This window comes from Faecalibacterium butyricigenerans, assembly GCF_020687345.1.
GTDB classification, from domain to species: Bacteria; Bacillota; Clostridia; order Oscillospirales; family Ruminococcaceae; genus Faecalibacterium; species Faecalibacterium butyricigenerans.
This window is the reverse complement of sequence record NZ_JAJEQL010000045.1, coordinates 1-14,565: the sequence shown is the minus strand read 5'-3', so window position 1 is coordinate 14,565 and position 14,565 is coordinate 1. Positions and strand designations below refer to the sequence as shown.

Here is a 14,565-nt window from a genome sequence, read left to right as displayed (position 1 = left end):
CGAAGCCCAAAAATGCTAGCCGCTTCGCTAAACGCATTTTTTTGTGCTTCTCCCATTTACGGCTCCGCCGAAGATTTTACCTTTCTGCTGAACTTCACGCCCTGCAAGGGCGTAACACCAGCTGCGAAGCAGCAAGTCGGAGAAACGAGAAAAAAGCGTTTAGCACAGCGGCTAGCTTTTTTCCGTTTCGACAACTCCTTCGGGGTCTGAAAGGGGCGAGCAGCCCCTTTCTCGTGGATCCAGCGCGTCGAAATCGCTGGTGCTTTTCTGGTTCTCTTTTGGCACGCAAAAGAGAACTTAACCTCGCGTAACCGCGCTCTACTCCCGCGCCACCAGCGCGCCACGCCCACTTCTTAAAGAAACCTTGAGGATACAAAAAATCCCCCAATACTGGGTGTCCCAGTATCAGGGGTACCTATCAATTATTCAAACAGCCCCTCCGGCAGGCAGATGTCCGCCTTCGGCACTTTCTCCCACGAAAAGTCCTTGATGAGGCTTTCCGGCGTCCGGGGCGCAGGCTCTTCCTGCAGGCCGTAGGCATAGGCCAGACGGCCCACGATGTCCTCGGCTGTATAGCGGGCGCGGAGGTTCTCAAGGCTCTGGTCGCCGTCCCGCTTCGACAGCCGCCGCCCGTCCGAAGCCAACAGCAGCGGACAATGGGCAAAATGCGGCGCAGGCAGGCCCAGCAGCCGGTAGAGATAGAGCTGCCGCGCCGTGGAGGAGAGCAGGTCGGCTCCCCGCACCACCTCGGTGACACCCATCCGGGCGTCGTCCACCACGACGGCCAGCTGGTAGGCAAACACGCCGTCGGCACGGCGGAGGTAGAAGTCGCCGCAGTCGTGCAGGAGATTCTCGGTGTGGACGCCCATACAGCCGTCGGTGAAGGTGACATCCTCGTCCGGAACCATGAGACGGTAGGCCGGAGCTTTCTTTTTCCGCTTTTCAGCGATCTCCGCCGCCGTCAGACCCCGGCAGGTGCCGGGGTAGATGACATTGCCGTCCGAGGTGTGGGGCGCGCTGGCTGCGTGGAGCTGGCTGCGGGAGCAGAAGCAGGGGTAGACAAGGCCCATGGCCTCGAGCTTCCGATAGCTCTCGGCGTAGATGCCGCTGCACTCGCTCTGGTAATAGGGTGGGTGCGGCCCGCCCCGGCTGCCGCCCTCGTCCCAGACAAGGCCCAGCCATGCGAGATCCTCTTCCAGCTGGTCGGCGTACCTGCGGGGGCAGCGCTCTGCGTCCAAGTCCTCGATGCGGAGGACGATGCGCCCGCCCTGACGCTTCGCGCTCAGCCATGCAAGGAGGCTGCACGCCAGATTCCCCAGATGCAGCCGCCCGCTGGGGCTGGGAGCGAACCGCCCTACTGCTGCGCTCACAGGCCCAGCTTCCACTCCCCGTCCTTCGGCTGGAAGATGGGGGTGTTATAATACTCTGCCACGGCCTTTGCCATGTACTCGGCGTCGGCGCAGCTGGCCGTCTCCATGGCAGAGTGCATGGCCAGCTGGCCCAGACCGATGTCCACCATCGGCATCAGGATCTGGTGGCCCAGCAGATTGCCCAGCGTGGAACCGCCCGGCACGTCGGCGCGGTTGGCGAACACCTGCACCGGAACCCCAGCCTTCTTGCAGATGGCCGTGAAGGCTGCACCGGTGAAGCCGCTGGTGGTGTAGGTCTGGCGGGCGTTATACTTCAGCAGGACGCCGCCGCCCATGACGACGGGGTTGGCGGGGTCGCTCTTTTCGGGGTGGTTGGGATGGGTGGCGTGGCCGTTGTCGGCGCTGAGCACCAGAGCGTTGGTGCGGGCGCGGATGCTCTGCTCCCGGCTGACGCCCATGCTCTCCTCAATGCGGGCCAGCACATCGGCCATGAGGGTGCCCTGAGCGCCCTGACGGCTGGACGAGCCGACCTCCTCGTTGTCGAACATCACCCAGATGTCGCCGCGGCCCTCTTCCTCGCCACGGCCCTGCAAAAAGCCCCACAGGGTGGTGTAAGCGCACTCGAGGTCATCGATGCGGCCGGACATGAAATACTCGCCGTTCAGGCCCATGCGGACAGCTTTTTCGCGGGTGGCGAGGACGAGGTCGGCGTCGAGGATGTCCTCGGCCTTCACGCCGGCTTCCTCCGCCAGAACGTCCTTCAGGCTGCCGCCCTTGCCGCCGAAGATGGGCTGCAGATCCACCTGCGGGTTGTACTTCATGCCGTTGTTGAGGTCGCGGCTGAAGTGGATGCAGAGGTTGGGGATGCAGGCCAGCGCACGGTCGGGGCAGACCAGACGGCTCTCGATGCCGCTCCCGGTGCGCACCAGCAGGCGGCCCGCCACCGTCAGAGGACGGTCAAACCAGGAAGGCATGATCATGCCGCCGTAGCCCTCGACCTCCGCCTTGGCAAAGACTCCGTCCTCGGTATGGAACTGCTTGATGCGCCAAGTAGGCGAGTCACTGTGGCTGGCAGCGGCGTGCCAGCCGGTCAGCTCCCCCTTCGGCATCCGCCACGCCAGCACGGCAGAGCCGTTGCGGGTGGTGTAATACTTGCCGCCGGGGGCCAGCTCCCATGCGGCGCTCTCAGGGCAGTTCACATAGCCCTCAGCCTCCAGAATGGCCGCAGCGGCCGCCGTGGAGTGGAAGGCGCTGACGCCTGCGTCCAGAAAACGGAAAAGCTCTTCCATCGAAAAAGCTGCATTCTTCATGGTTATTTCTCCTTGATATTTTGACGATTCATGTATCCTTTATTATAGCCCTCCGGGCAGGAAAGGTCAATCCGGCCCCGCCGCGCCGGGGCAATAAATTTGTTCGTCCCAAGGCCGATTGACAACCGCGCGGCAGAACAGTATACTAGTCTCAGAGAGATATTTTCCCCGGCCCGGCGCCGGGCGCAGATAGAAGGAGGTCCTCCCTTATGACTCAAAAGCGTATCCTTTCGCTCCTTGTGAGCGCAGCTTTGCTCTGCGGCCTGCTGGTCGGCTGCTCCGACACCAGCGATGACGCCTCCCACGCAAGCTCCTCGGCGTCCAGCCCGTCGTCGTCCAGCGCCAGCAGCGAGAGCGCACCCAGCAGCACCGTGCAGGCCGACACCTCCGGGCTGTTCAACAAGGACTTCGACGAGAACTCCCTGTTCAGCGTGGACGGCACCGCAGCCGCCTTTGCGCCGAGCCTCGGCTGGGGGCCGGGCGTGTCCGGCTGCTCCCTCAAGAGCGTGCAGGCCGCAGCCACCCTGCTGGTCTGGGCCGACGAGGCCAACCTCTCCGCCCGCACCGACACGGCCATTGAGGACGCCTACACCCAGTGGTACGACAACCTCTCCGACATCGAGCAGGAGGGCTTTGCCGAGGCATGGCCCATGATAAAAGAGGATGCCGCCGCCCTGCTGGAAGATAAGGACGCCATGGCAGGCCGTCTCGACGATGTGGGCCTCGAGGCCGATAAGTTGACCTTCTCTGAGAAGGACTGGAACGCCCTCGAAGAGGTCGTAGACCCCCTCGTGCCGGAGGCAAAGGGCGAGTATTAAGACGAACAAAAAGGCCGGACGCCTTTCCGCTTTTGTGCGGGAGGCGTCCGGCCTTTGGTTTAAGGCTCAGACCTTCTTGAGGGTGTAGGCACGGGTGCCCATGCCGACTTTCTCAGCCTGCTCGAGGGTGGCTTTCCACTCGATGTTGGGGTTGGAATCCTTGAAGTTGTCGTGGTGGCAGTTCCAGCCCGGGGTGGCGAGGTTCTGGCCCAGCTGGCTGTTGGGCAGCGGGGCGGCATTCAGGCAGGCATCGGCGCAGGCCTGATCGAGGGCTACCGGGTCGAAGGACGCGAACATCCCGATGTCCGGCAGGATGGGGGCGTCGTTCTCGCCGTGGCAGTCGCAGTTGGGGCTGATGTCCTGCACGAGGCTGATGTGGAAGGTGGGGCGGCCATCGCAGACGGCGGCGGCATACTCAGCCATCTTGCGGTCGAGCATCTCGTTGGCGCTGTCGCACAGAGCGTAGATGGCGTCGAAGTTGCAGGCACCGATGCAGCGGCCGCAGCCCTTGCACTTGTCCTGATCGATGACGGCCTTGTTCTTCTCGTTGTAGCGGATGGCGTCCGAGCCGCACTCCTTGGCGCAGCGGTGGCAGCCGCGGCAGAGGTCTTCCTGTACGGCCGGGTGGCCGGAGGCGTGCTGCTCCATCTTGCCCGCGCGGGAGCCGCAGCCCATGCCGATGTTCTTGATGGCACCGCCGAAGCCGGTGGACTCGTGGCCCTTGAAGTGGCTCAGGCTGATGAAGATGTCGGCATCCATGATGGCGCGGCCGATCTTTGCGGTCTTGCAGTATTCGCCGTTGGGCACGGGCACTTCGACCTCATCGGTGCCCCGCAGGCCGTCGGCGATGAGGACCTGACAGCCGGTGGTCATGGGCCAGAAGCCGTTGAGCTGGGCGCAGGTGAGGTGCTCGAGGGCGTTCTTGCGGCTGCCCGGATACAGGGTGTTGCAGTCGGTCAAAAAGGGCATACCGCCCTGCTCCTTGCACAGGTCGGCGACTACCTTAGCATAGTTGGGGCGCAGATAGGCCAGATTGCCCAGCTCGCCGAAATGCATCTTGATGGCAACGAACTTGCCCTCCATGTCGATGTTCTTGATGCCTGCCGCGATGCACAGCCGACGCAGCTTTTCGGTGAGGCTGGTTCCCACAGGGCAGCGGAAATCAGTATAGTAGACGGTCGATGCTTCCATCGATTTTTCCTCCCATTCTCTTTTGACATTCTCAGGTGCACGGCGCACCTTCGCCGCGCTTATACTCTCTGAAAATATTATAACACGCCGGGAGGGTGGGCGCAAGAAAAGCCCCTCGCCGGGGCGAGGGGCTTTGAGAGGATCATAGTCTGTTACATCATCGCCGTCACCGCAGCCACGGCCAGCACCACGAGGCCGAGGACGATGCGGTAGATGCCGAAGAAGGTGAAGTTATGGCGCTTGACGTAGCCCATCAGGAAGCGGATGGCCGCAAGGCTGACCACGAAGGCCACCACGCAGCCCACCGCCAGAACGGCGATCTCGGTGCCGGTGATGGCGACACCGGAGAGAGCGAACTTGAGCACCTTGAGCAGGGAGGCTCCCGCCATGACCGGGATGGCAAGGTAGAAGGTGAACTCTGCCACACAGGCGCGGGAGAGGCCCAGCAGCAGGCCGCCCACGATGGTCGCACCCGAGCGGGAGGTGCCGGGGATGATGGCCAGCATCTGCCAGATGCCGACGATGAGGGCGTCGCGGTATGTGATCTGCTCCAGACGGGTCACACGGGGCTGGATGCAGCGGCTCTCCACCAGAAGGAAGAGGACACCATAGAGGATCAACATCGCAGCCACGGTGATGTAATTGTAGAAGCGGGTCTCCATCCAGTCGTCCAGCGGGCTGATGACCAGCACCGGCAGGGTGGCGACGACCACCTTGAACCAGAGCTGCCAGACGCTGGGCTTCGAGATGACGCGGCCATGCCGCAGGCCGAAGGGCCACAGCTTGCCCCAGAACAGCACCACCACCGCAAGGATGGCGCCCAGCTGGATGACCACCCGGAACATAGACATGAACTCCTCGCTGGCGTTGAACTTCACCACCTGCTCCAGCAGGATCATATGGCCCGTGGACGAGATGGGCAGCCACTCGGTGATGCCCTCCACGATGCCCATCAAAATCGCTTTGATGATCTCAAGAAACATATACGCACTCCTCCTGCCGCACGCCGGACGCACGGGCTTTTGTGATTCTTTTCGTCATACGGCTTCAGTATACCATATTCCGGCCTGCTCTGCACTAGAAAGCTGAAATTTTGCCTTCGGTTCCCCTACCGCTTTTCTATTTATCTGCGGAGGAAAATATGCTATACTGAGATATAGATTTCAGGGGGATGGTTTTCGCGCCGGGTGGCGCAGGGGGTAGAGCGCGGTTGCGCGAGGTTAAGTTTTCTTATGAACAGCTTCACGCGCCTGTGCGCGGGGTTAGAGCGCTTTTTCATTAAGGCTAATGTTCTCTTTTGCGTGCCAAAAGAGAACCAGAAATGGTTCTCGCGCTGGTGGCGCGGGGGATGTTTTTCTTTCGGTCAAGCGGCTTGCGCTCCGCGCGGGCCAGAGGCAGGGAGGGGTGTTTCGACTCCCCCCTCCCTACCTCTGGACTCCACTCTCCCCGCAACGAGTTAAGGGCTGCTCGCCCTTAACAAACCCAAGACGGAAGTCGAAGCACAAAAATGCTAGCCGCTTCGCTAAACGCATTTTTTTGTGCTTCTCCCATTTACGGCTCCGCCGAAGATTTCACGTCTCTGCTGGATGTTACCGTCAGCAGAGAGGTAACACCAGCTGCGAAGCAGCAAGTCGGAGAAACGAGAAAAAAGCGTTTAGCGCAGCGGCCAGCTTTTTTCCGTTTCGACAACTCCTCCGGGGTCTGAAAGGGGCGAGTAGCCCCTTTCTCGTGCCTCCCGCGCCTCGAAAGTAGCGGGTGCTTTTCTGGTTCTCTTTTGGCACGCAAAAGAGAACTTAGCCCCACCGCAAGAGCGATTTAATCCGCGCCACCAGCGCGCGAACCCCTCCCCCATTTTTCTCTTTTACCGTATGCAATTCTATAGAGTGAGGTAATCCTATGAACATTCTAGTGATCGGCTGCGACCAGGTGGGCGCAGCACTGGTGCGGGACTTGGAGCGCATCGGCCATGACATCTCCATCATCGAAAAGGACTCCGAGCAGCTCAAGCGGCTGGACGGCTTCGATGACTATAGGTTCAGCGGCAATGCCCTTGTGGGCGACCCCACCGACCCCGACGTGCTGCGTCAGGGCGGCATCGAGAACTGCGACGCGGTGGCCGCTGTCAGCGAGGACGATTCCCTCAACCTCATGGCCGCGCAGATCGCCAAGAGCCTCTTCCAGCGGGAGAAGGTCATCTGCCGCGTCTCTGACCCTCATCTTCAGGTGCTCTACCACAAGGCCTATGAGCTGGACACCATCTGCCCCACCGTCCTCACCGAGCAGGCTGTGTTCCGTTCTCTGTCCAAATAACCGATACTTTCCGTATAACGAGGTAATATTATGAAAGTTTGTATTGCAGGTGGCGGGCGTGTGGGCCGTTATCTGGCCCAAAGCCTGCTGGCCAACCGCCACAGCGTCGTCATCATTGAGCCGGTGGAGAGCCAGTGCCGGATGCTGGCCGATATGCTGGACATCCCGGTCATCTGCGGCGACTCCATCAGCGTGGACACTCTGCGCACCGCCGATACGGCCAGCTGCGACGCCTTTGTGGCCGTGACCGGCTCCGACGAGGACAACCTCGTGGCCTGCCAGATCGCCAAGCGGGAGTTCGGCGTGAACCGCACCGTGGCCCGTGCCTCCAACCCCAAGAACCGCGAACTGCTCCACACCCTTGGCGTGGACACCGTGGTCTGCGGCACCGACAACCTGAGCCATATCCTCGAACGGGAGATCGAGACGGACACCATCCGCCAGCTCCTCTCGCTGGGCGGCGGCACCGCCAGCCTGAACGAGATCCTGCTGCCGGAGAGCTTTATCTACGCGGGCAAGGCCATCATGGACATCCCCATCCCGGGCGACACCATTCTGGTCAGCATCACCCGCGACACCGAGTTCATCATCCCCCACGGCAGCACCGTCCTGCTGCCGTGGGACCACATCCTCTGCCTGACCCGGGACGACAGCCTCCATCAGCTCACCGAGGCGTGGGGCCTCAGCGGCAAGTGACCGAGCAGGAGCTGCGGCGCACCGCCGTCATCATCCCGCCCTCCGGCCGGGCCGTCCTCTGCGTCTGGGCGGCGGTGCCGGGGCTGTTTGCTGCGCCCTTCGTGTTCTGGCAGAGCCTCGCCGCCGGGGCAGGCTTCTGCCTGCTCTGGGCCGCCCTCCTCTACTGCCTCTGGGCGCGGGCCTGCAGCTTTGCCGCCGTGCTGGGGGCGCGGACGGTGACGGTCTATTCCGGCGCAGCGGTCCCCCTGCGGCAGGTCCTGCCCCGCCGAGCCGTTACCAGCGTCCGGCTCCTCCGCACGCCTCTGATGCGGCTGGGCGGCGTCTCGCTGCTCATCGTGGCGGCCCCGGGCGCAAAGCTCATCCTGCCCGCCATCCCGGCCCAACAGGCCGGACTTCTGGCCCACATTCTGGCGGAGGAGGCACCATGACCCAAAAGCGGCATTATCACCCCCTCGCAGCCCTCCGCTTCCTGCGCAAGACGGTCCTCCTCTGTCTGCTGCCACTGGCAAATGCCCTGCTGGAATTCAGCCTGAGCGCTCTGCTGACCGCTCTGCGGCAGGACGCCGCGCTGCTGCTCTTCCTCTGCGGGGCAAGCTGGGTGCTGCTGGAGGCAAGCAGCTGGGCGCTGGACGACGCGGGGGTGCTCCGGCTGCGGTGGGCCTTCGCCGCCAAGCAGGAGCGCATCCTGCGGGGCGAGGCGCTGGCCGCGCTGACCATCGAGCGGCCCCTGCTGTTCCGGCTGATGGGGGCCAGCCGGGTGGTTCTCTACCCGGTGGGCCAGCCTGCCAAGCGAGCCGTCACCCTTTACCTGTACAAGGAGGACGCACAAGAGCTGGCTGACCGCCTCATGCCCATCTGTGACCCGGTCTGTCACCGGCCCGCAGGCGGCGAGCGGGCGGCGATGGTGCTTCTGGGGGCCAACGTCCTGTCTACGCTGGCCCTCCTCTATCTGGCTATCCGGCAGAGCCGCCCCTTTCCCCTCACGGCGGAAGCTTTGGCCCTCTCCCGGCTGAACGTCCTTGTCCGGTTCGCGGCTCACTGGCTGCCCGCCGGTGCGGCGTGGATGCTGGTGCTGGCCGGGACGCTCTTCGGGGCCAGCCTCGGGCGCAGCTTCGCCCAGACCATCCATTACACGGTCTGGCACACCGCCGACCAGCTGGGGAGCCGGGGCGGCTGGCTGTCCCGGTTCGAGTTCCGGGTGCGGAGCCGCGAGGTGAGCTATGCGGACGTCCGATTCTCCCCCACCGCCCGGCTGATGAAGCGGTGGCCGGTGTTCGTGGTGGCGGGCAGCTGCCGCCCAGAGCTGCCTCTTTTCGTCTACCGCTCCGGGCAGGAAGCACTGTTCCGGGAGCTTCTGCCCGAGTTCCGGATGCCGCCGGACATCCGGCCCAGTCTCGCTCACCGCAGCGCCGTCTTCTTCGCGCCTGCCGGCATCCCCTTCGGGCTGTGTCTGCTGCTGGTGCTGGTCTCCCGCACCGTCCTGCCCGCCCTCACGGTGACGCTGCTCATCCCGACGGCAGTGTCTGCAATCTTTCTGGCCGGCGGGCTGATGGGCTGGCTGCGGGAGGGCATCTGGCTGCGGGAGGGCCGCTTCACTCTGCGGCGGCAGAAGGGCGTTTATCTCCACTGCATCTGTGTGCTCCACCCGGATGTCTGCCTGCGCACCCTCCAATCACCGTGGGCGGCCCGTTACCAGCGGCTTACCCTGACGCTGGCTCTGCCCGGGCAGGTGCGGCTCAAGGTGCGCAGCATCCCCGTGCAGGACGCCGAACCCTGTCTTGCCGCAGTGGAGCAGAAAACATAAAGCAAAGGAAGTCTGATTCTCATGATAAAAACCATCCTTTTCGACCTCGATGGCACTCTTCTGAACACCATCGACGACCTCGCCGACGCCGCCAACTGGGTCTGCGCCCAGCACAGCTGGCCCACCTTTCCGGTGGAGACCTACAAGCATTTTGTCGGCAACGGCATCCCCAAGCTGGTGGAGCGCTTTTCCCCCGCTGAGGCCCGGACGCCGGAGCGGCTGGCCGCGACGCTGGCCGAGTTCTCGGCCCGGTACGACGCCCACAAGGAGGATAAGACCGCCCCTTACCCCGGCATCCCCGAGCTTCTGGCCGCGCTGAAGGCCGAGGGCATCCAGACCGCCGTCTTTTCCAACAAAGCGGACGCTTTTTGTGGAAAGATCATCGAGCACTACTTCGGCCCGGGCAGCTTTTCGCTGGTGCGGGGCAGCCGTCCCGGTGTGCCCACCAAGCCCGACCCGGCCGGTGTCTACTCCCTGATGGCAGACCTCGGCGCAGCGCCGGAGAGCACCCTCTTCGTGGGCGACAGCGATGTGGACATCCTCACCGGGCACAATGCCGGTCTGCCCGCTCTGGGCGTTCTCTGGGGCTTCCGAGGCGAGGCGGAGCTTACCGCTGCCGGTGCGGACGCGCTGGCCGCAAAGCCGGAGGATATTCTGGCCTATCTGCGCTGCGAAAAACACTGAAAAAGCTGATTGCTTACGGCGCTGCGCGCCGCCGCCCTGTACCGGGTTGTGGCTCCCAGCATCCGCTTCGTGCCTTGGACGGCACTCGCGTCTTGCTGGCCACGGCCCCAACAATGACTCCCTGTTTCTGCCGCTGGCAGCGGTCGTCATTGTTGCGATTCCCGTACGGGTCTAACAAAAAAACGCCCTTGCGCATTTGCGCTCAGGCAGCAGCAACCACGGTAGACATTCCTGACTCGTGGGACCCGCGGGCTAAGCAACAGCCCACTGGGCTGATTGCTTACGGCGCTGCGCGCCGCCGCCCTGTTCGATTCCCGTACGGGTCTAACAAAAAACGCCTTTGCGCAGATGCGCAAAGGCGTTTTTATGACCCGTACGGGAATCGAACCCATGTTACAGCCGTGAAAGGGCCGTGTCTTAACCGCTTGACCAACGGGCCTTATAAATACAGAGCTTCGCTAAAACCTCCGACTTTCATCATCCACTATTGCGGACGACCGTCCCCCTTATCTTAGCGAAACTCTGTAATGTGGTAGCGGTAACTGGATTTGAACCGGTGACACTTCGGGTATGAACCGAATGCTCTAGCCAACTGAGCTATACCGCCATATTTATTTGTTGCACTTGAACAGTGCTTTATTATTATATCCAACATCCCCCGTTTTGTCAACAGCTTTTTCGAAAAAATCCGAAAATTTTTCTTCTTCCCCGCCTGCACGCGAAAACTCCCGCCATCCGGCGGGGATGGCGGGAGTTTTCAACGCTTTATGCAAGTCCTGTGGAAAACAGGCTTACTTCTTGTGGACGGGAACCATGACCTCGAGGCCGCCCATGTAGGGCTGCAGCACCTTGGGGATGGTGACGCTGCCGTCGGCCTGCAGATGGTTCTCGAGGAATGCGATGAGCATACGCGGAGGAGCCACGCAGGTGTTGTTCAGGGTATGGGCCAGATAGGTCTTGCCGTCCTTGCCCTTGACGCGGATGTGCAGGCGGCGTGCCTGTGCATCGCCCAGATTGGAGCAGGAGCAGACCTCGAAATACTTCTGCTGACGGGGGCTCCAAGCCTCGATATCGCAGCTCTTGACCTTCAGGTCGGCGAGGTCGCCGGAGCAGCAGTTCAGCTGACGGACGGGGATCTCCATATTGCGGAACAGCTCGACGGAGTTCTTCCAGAGCTTCTCATACCAGTCGGCGCTCTCCTCGGGGCGGCAGACGACGATCATCTCCTGCTTCTCGAACTGGTGGATGCGGTAGATGCCGCGCTCCTCAATGCCGTGTGCGCCCTTCTCCTTGCGGAAGCAGGGGCTGTAGGAGGTCAGGGTCAGGGGCAGAGTGGCCTCGTCCAGAGTCTCATCGATGAAGCGGCCGATCATGGTGTGCTCGCTGGTGCCGATGAGGTAGAGGTCTTCACCCTCAATTTTGTACATCATAGCGTCCATTTCCGGGAAAGACATGACGCCCTGCACCACGTTGCCGTGCATCATGAAGGGAGGGATGACATAGGTGAAGCCCTTGTCGATCATGAAGTCGCGGGCATAGGCCAGAACAGCCTCGTGCAGGCGGGCGATGTTGCCCAGCAGGTAGTAGAAGCCATTGCCGGCCACGCGGCCTGCGGCGTCCATATCGATGCCGTCGAAGCTCTCCATGATCTCGGTGTGGTACGGGATGGGGAAATCGGGCACGACAGGCTCACCGAAGCGCTGTGCCTCGACGTTGTAGGTGTCGTCCGGGCCGATGGGCACGCTGGGGTCGATCATCTGGGGGATGGTGTACATGATCTCCTGAATGCGTGCGGAGAGCTTGGCCTCCTCGGCTTCCAGCTCTGCCATCTTGTCGGCGTCTGCCTTGACGGCGGCGTTGTTGGCGTCGATCTGGGCCTGCAACTCCGCCTTCTTGGCCTCGTCGTCGCACTTCTTCAGCTGACCGAACAGGGGGCCGTTGGCCTTGCTCAGCTTGTTGCGGGCGGCCTTGAGGGCTTCCACTTCCTTCAGGCACTCGCGGTACTTGGCGTCCTTCTCGATGACCTCGTCAACGAGGGGGAGCTTTGCATCCTGAAATTTCTTCTTGATGTTTTCCTTGACCGCATCCGGGTTGTCGCGGACAAATTTGATGTCAAGCATGATAACTCTCCTTATACTCTATTGCTTGCACAGGGAGCGTTCTCCGCTGTGCCGTTCAAAGGCGGTGTTCCCCGCCTTGGTACGCTAAATTCACTATCTTGAGCAGTTGCTGCGCTCAACCTCTCCGGCACGGCTTCGCCGAAGGCTCTGAGAGACTTACTCCACGCTGTACTGCCCCAACAGATTGGCGAACGCCTTCAGCTGGTCGTCTGAATAGAAATGGACGGTGAGTTTGCCCTTGCCGTCGTGGTAGGCCACACGGACTTCGCTGCCAAGTGCCTGCTTGAGGCTTTCTTCCACTTCCACCGGCAGGGCGCTGGGCAGCGGCGGGGCCGCAGGCTCTTTCGCGGGCTTGGCCAGCTTTTTGCAGAGGGCCTCGGCCTGACGGACATTCAGCTGGTTGTCTGCGATCATCTGGGCCGCTTCCGCCTGAAGCTCCGGCGTCGGCAGACCCAAGACCACCTTTGCGTGGCCGATGGTGATGAAGCCGCTTTTCAGCAGTTCGAGCACCGAGTCCGGCAGAGTCAGCAGACGCAGGATGTTGGCCAACGCACTGCGGCTCTTGCCCAGCTTGCGGGCGGCCTGCTCCTGCGTCAGGCCGCAGCGGTCCATCAGCTCGCGGATACCCGCCGCCTCTTCCACCGGGTCGAGGTCTTCGCGCTGGAGGTTCTCCACCAGCGCCAGCTCCATTGCCTGCTCGTCGGTCACATCCTTGACGATGACCGGTACCTCAGTGAGTCCCGCCATCCGGCTGGCACGCCAGCGGCGCTCACCGGCTACGATGAGGTAGCCGCCGGAGGCCCGGGGCCGCACCGCGATGGGCTGCAATAAACCATGCTCCGCGATGCTGGCCGAAAGCTCTGCCAGCGTCTCGTCGTCGAAGGTCTTGCGGGGCTGGCCGGGGTCCGGCTCGATCTCCCGCAGGGGTAACGTCTCGATCCTGGTATCGGACTCAAAGCTGGGGGCCGCGTCCTCAAACAGACTTTCCAGCCCCCGGCCCAGTCCTCCTCTTCCTTTTGCCATTGGTCTCCTCTCTCCCCCTTAGCCTTCCGTCTTTCCGTCGGTCAGCCCCATCGTCTCGACGGGGGCAGCGGCTTTCCGGCGGCGCTTGGGCGCGGCCTCGGCGGGACGGTTTCGCTTCACGAACTCGATGGCGAGATCCATATAGGCCTCGCTGCCCTTGCCCTTCGGCTCATAGAAGTTGATGGGCTGGCCGTAGCTGGGGGCCTCCGAGACGCGGATGCTGCGGGGAATGGTGGTCTGATAGACCTTGTTTCCAAAATACTTCTTGACCTGCTCCACCACCTGAAGGGTCAGATTGTAGCGGACTGCGAACATGGTGAACACCACGCCCTCGATGTCCAGATAGGCGTTGTACTTTTTGCGGACCGTCTTGAGGGTGCTGACCAGCTCCGACAAGCCCTCCAGCGCGTAATACTCGCACTGCACCGGGATGAGGATGCTGTCGCAGGCGCACAGGCCGTTCAGCGTCAGCAGGTCGAGGCTCGGCGGGCAGTCAATAAAGATGAAGTCGTAGTCCTGCTGGATGGAGGCCAGCGCCTTCCGCAGGCGGCTTTCGCGGCCCGGCAGGTCGATCATCTCAAGGCTTGCACCTGCGAGGCGGGTGTTGGAGCCGATGACATCGGTGCGGAACTCCGTCTTGCGGACAGCCTGCCGCGCGTCGGCCTCGCCGATGAGGATCTCATAAGTACCAATGTCCACGCTGCGCTTGGAGATGCCATAGCCGGTGGTGGTGTTGCCCTGCGGGTCTAGGTCCACGATGAGCACTTTTTTGCCCAGCGCCGCCACGCAGGACGAGAGGTTGACGGCCGTGGTGGTCTTGCCCACGCCGCCCTTCTGGTTTGCAACAGCAACGATTTTTGCCACGCTACTTGCTTCCTTCCGGGAAAAAGATTTGTTCCACATGGAACATTTCGAGGACGAAGCCCGCCGTTTTCCCCTCCGTGGGCCTCTCATACAGCCTAGTATAGCACATCAGCGCGGCTTTTTGAACTGGTTCTTTATAATTTTACCGTAGGAAATGCAGATTCAGCATTTATTTTTTTCATTCTTTGAGGTTGAAAACTGATTTTTCGCAATAAAGCTGCGGCGTAGAGGCAAAGCACTGTTGCAGCAGGGCTTGGTTTTCTTTAAGCAGGTTCTCGCGCTGGTGGCGCGGGTTTAGAGCGCTTTTTCATTAAGGCTAATGTTCTCTTTTGCGTGCCAAAAGAGAACCAGAAAAGCACCAGCGATTTCGACGCG

Annotated in this window: 14 protein-coding genes and 2 tRNA genes; 7 read left to right on the top strand and 9 right to left on the bottom strand. The window is 62.0% G+C overall.

Going from position 1 to position 14,565, the window contains the following annotated elements; genetic code table 11:
- On the top strand, nt 1-210 hold a 210-nt coding region (locus LKD23_RS11855; RefSeq protein WP_227621835.1), incomplete at its 5' end, for a hypothetical protein.
- Nucleotides 211-422: 212 nt separating this feature from the next.
- Here the strand turns inward: LKD23_RS11855 and gluQRS are convergent.
- A complete protein-coding gene (gene gluQRS / locus LKD23_RS11850) occupies nt 423-1,370 on the bottom strand; it encodes a tRNA glutamyl-Q(34) synthetase GluQRS (protein WP_227621834.1) in 948 nt (315 codons plus the stop codon).
- Complete coding sequence (locus LKD23_RS11845) at nt 1,367-2,680, bottom strand: M18 family aminopeptidase (RefSeq protein ID WP_227621833.1); 1,314 nt, start codon at nt 2,678-2,680, stop codon at nt 1,367-1,369. Before LKD23_RS11845 ends, gluQRS begins: the two co-directional genes overlap by 4 nt.
- Before the next feature lie 209 nt (nt 2,681-2,889).
- Here LKD23_RS11845 and LKD23_RS11840 point away from each other — a divergent pair, with 209 nt between their 5' ends.
- Nucleotides 2,890-3,498, top strand: coding sequence for a hypothetical protein (locus LKD23_RS11840; protein ID WP_227621832.1), 609 nt, complete (start codon nt 2,890-2,892; stop codon nt 3,496-3,498).
- A gap of 66 nt (nt 3,499-3,564) precedes the next feature.
- On the opposite strand, the gene LKD23_RS11835 is transcribed toward LKD23_RS11840, so the two are convergent.
- Nucleotides 3,565-4,689, bottom strand: a complete 1,125-nt coding sequence (locus LKD23_RS11835; RefSeq protein WP_227621831.1) for a DUF362 domain-containing protein — start codon at nt 4,687-4,689, stop codon at nt 3,565-3,567.
- Nucleotides 4,690-4,841: 152 nt separating this feature from the next.
- Nucleotides 4,842-5,672: an undecaprenyl-diphosphate phosphatase gene (locus LKD23_RS11830; protein WP_227621830.1), complete on the bottom strand. Its 831-nt coding sequence runs from the start codon at nt 5,670-5,672 to the stop codon at nt 4,842-4,844.
- 913 nt (nt 5,673-6,585) lie between these two features.
- Between LKD23_RS11830 and LKD23_RS11825 the strand changes: the two genes are divergently transcribed.
- From LKD23_RS11825 to LKD23_RS11805, 5 genes are read left to right on the top strand one after another with little or no spacing between them, the layout of a single operon-like run.
- Nucleotides 6,586-6,999, top strand: coding sequence for a potassium channel family protein (locus LKD23_RS11825; RefSeq protein WP_227621829.1), 414 nt, complete (start codon nt 6,586-6,588; stop codon nt 6,997-6,999).
- A gap of 30 nt (nt 7,000-7,029) precedes the next feature.
- On the top strand, nt 7,030-7,695 hold the full coding sequence (locus tag LKD23_RS11820; protein ID WP_227621828.1) for a potassium channel family protein: 666 nt from the start codon (nt 7,030-7,032) through the stop codon (nt 7,693-7,695).
- On the top strand, nt 7,692-8,123 hold the full coding sequence (locus LKD23_RS11815) for a PH domain-containing protein (protein ID WP_227621827.1): 432 nt from the start codon (nt 7,692-7,694) through the stop codon (nt 8,121-8,123). The genes LKD23_RS11820 and LKD23_RS11815 overlap by 4 nt, the downstream gene beginning before the upstream one ends.
- The gene (locus LKD23_RS11810) at nt 8,120-9,499 is read left to right on the top strand and encodes a YdbT family protein (RefSeq protein ID WP_227621826.1); all 1,380 of its coding nucleotides are present in this window, start codon (nt 8,120-8,122) and stop codon (nt 9,497-9,499) included. The genes LKD23_RS11815 and LKD23_RS11810 overlap by 4 nt, the downstream gene beginning before the upstream one ends.
- Before the next feature lie 21 nt (nt 9,500-9,520).
- Nucleotides 9,521-10,183 carry an HAD family hydrolase gene (locus LKD23_RS11805; protein WP_227621825.1) on the top strand — a complete coding sequence of 221 codons (663 nt, stop codon included), beginning with the start codon at nt 9,521-9,523 and terminating at the stop codon, nt 10,181-10,183.
- A 367-nt stretch (nt 10,184-10,550) separates the two neighbouring features.
- Here the strand turns inward: LKD23_RS11805 and LKD23_RS11800 are convergent.
- From LKD23_RS11800 to LKD23_RS11780, 5 genes are all read right to left on the bottom strand, one after another.
- Nucleotides 10,551-10,622 (bottom strand) — tRNA-Glu (locus LKD23_RS11800).
- A 91-nt stretch (nt 10,623-10,713) separates the two neighbouring features.
- Nucleotides 10,714-10,790: transfer RNA gene (locus LKD23_RS11795), tRNA-Met, on the bottom strand.
- 184 nt (nt 10,791-10,974) lie between these two features.
- Nucleotides 10,975-12,303, bottom strand: coding sequence for a serine--tRNA ligase (gene serS, locus LKD23_RS11790; RefSeq protein ID WP_227621824.1), 1,329 nt, complete (start codon nt 12,301-12,303; stop codon nt 10,975-10,977).
- 156 nt (nt 12,304-12,459) lie between these two features.
- The gene (locus LKD23_RS11785; protein WP_227621823.1) at nt 12,460-13,326 is read right to left on the bottom strand and encodes a ParB/RepB/Spo0J family partition protein; all 867 of its coding nucleotides are present in this window, start codon (nt 13,324-13,326) and stop codon (nt 12,460-12,462) included.
- 18 nt (nt 13,327-13,344) lie between these two features.
- Nucleotides 13,345-14,190, bottom strand: coding sequence for a ParA family protein (locus LKD23_RS11780; RefSeq protein ID WP_227621822.1), 846 nt, complete (start codon nt 14,188-14,190; stop codon nt 13,345-13,347).
- Nucleotides 14,191-14,565 lie beyond the last annotated feature (375 nt).

What these genes read in the sequence shown, in the direction of transcription:
- LKD23_RS11845 (WP_227621833.1), bottom strand. Translation starts at nt 2,680, where the DNA reads ATGAAGAATGCAGCTTTTTCGATGGAAGAGCTTTTCCGTTTTCTGGAC.
- LKD23_RS11840 (WP_227621832.1), top strand. Translation starts at nt 2,890, where the DNA reads ATGACTCAAAAGCGTATCCTTTCGCTCCTTGTGAGCGCAGCTTTGCTC.
- LKD23_RS11835 (WP_227621831.1), bottom strand. Translation starts at nt 4,689, where the DNA reads ATGGAAGCATCGACCGTCTACTATACTGATTTCCGCTGCCCTGTGGGA.
- LKD23_RS11830 (WP_227621830.1), bottom strand. Translation starts at nt 5,672, where the DNA reads ATGTTTCTTGAGATCATCAAAGCGATTTTGATGGGCATCGTGGAGGGC.
- LKD23_RS11825 (WP_227621829.1), top strand. Translation starts at nt 6,586, where the DNA reads ATGAACATTCTAGTGATCGGCTGCGACCAGGTGGGCGCAGCACTGGTG.
- LKD23_RS11820 (WP_227621828.1), top strand. Translation starts at nt 7,030, where the DNA reads ATGAAAGTTTGTATTGCAGGTGGCGGGCGTGTGGGCCGTTATCTGGCC.
- LKD23_RS11810 (WP_227621826.1), top strand. Translation starts at nt 8,120, where the DNA reads ATGACCCAAAAGCGGCATTATCACCCCCTCGCAGCCCTCCGCTTCCTG.
- LKD23_RS11805 (WP_227621825.1), top strand. Translation starts at nt 9,521, where the DNA reads ATGATAAAAACCATCCTTTTCGACCTCGATGGCACTCTTCTGAACACC.
- serS (WP_227621824.1), bottom strand. Translation starts at nt 12,303, where the DNA reads ATGCTTGACATCAAATTTGTCCGCGACAACCCGGATGCGGTCAAGGAA.
- LKD23_RS11785 (WP_227621823.1), bottom strand. Translation starts at nt 13,326, where the DNA reads ATGGCAAAAGGAAGAGGAGGACTGGGCCGGGGGCTGGAAAGTCTGTTT.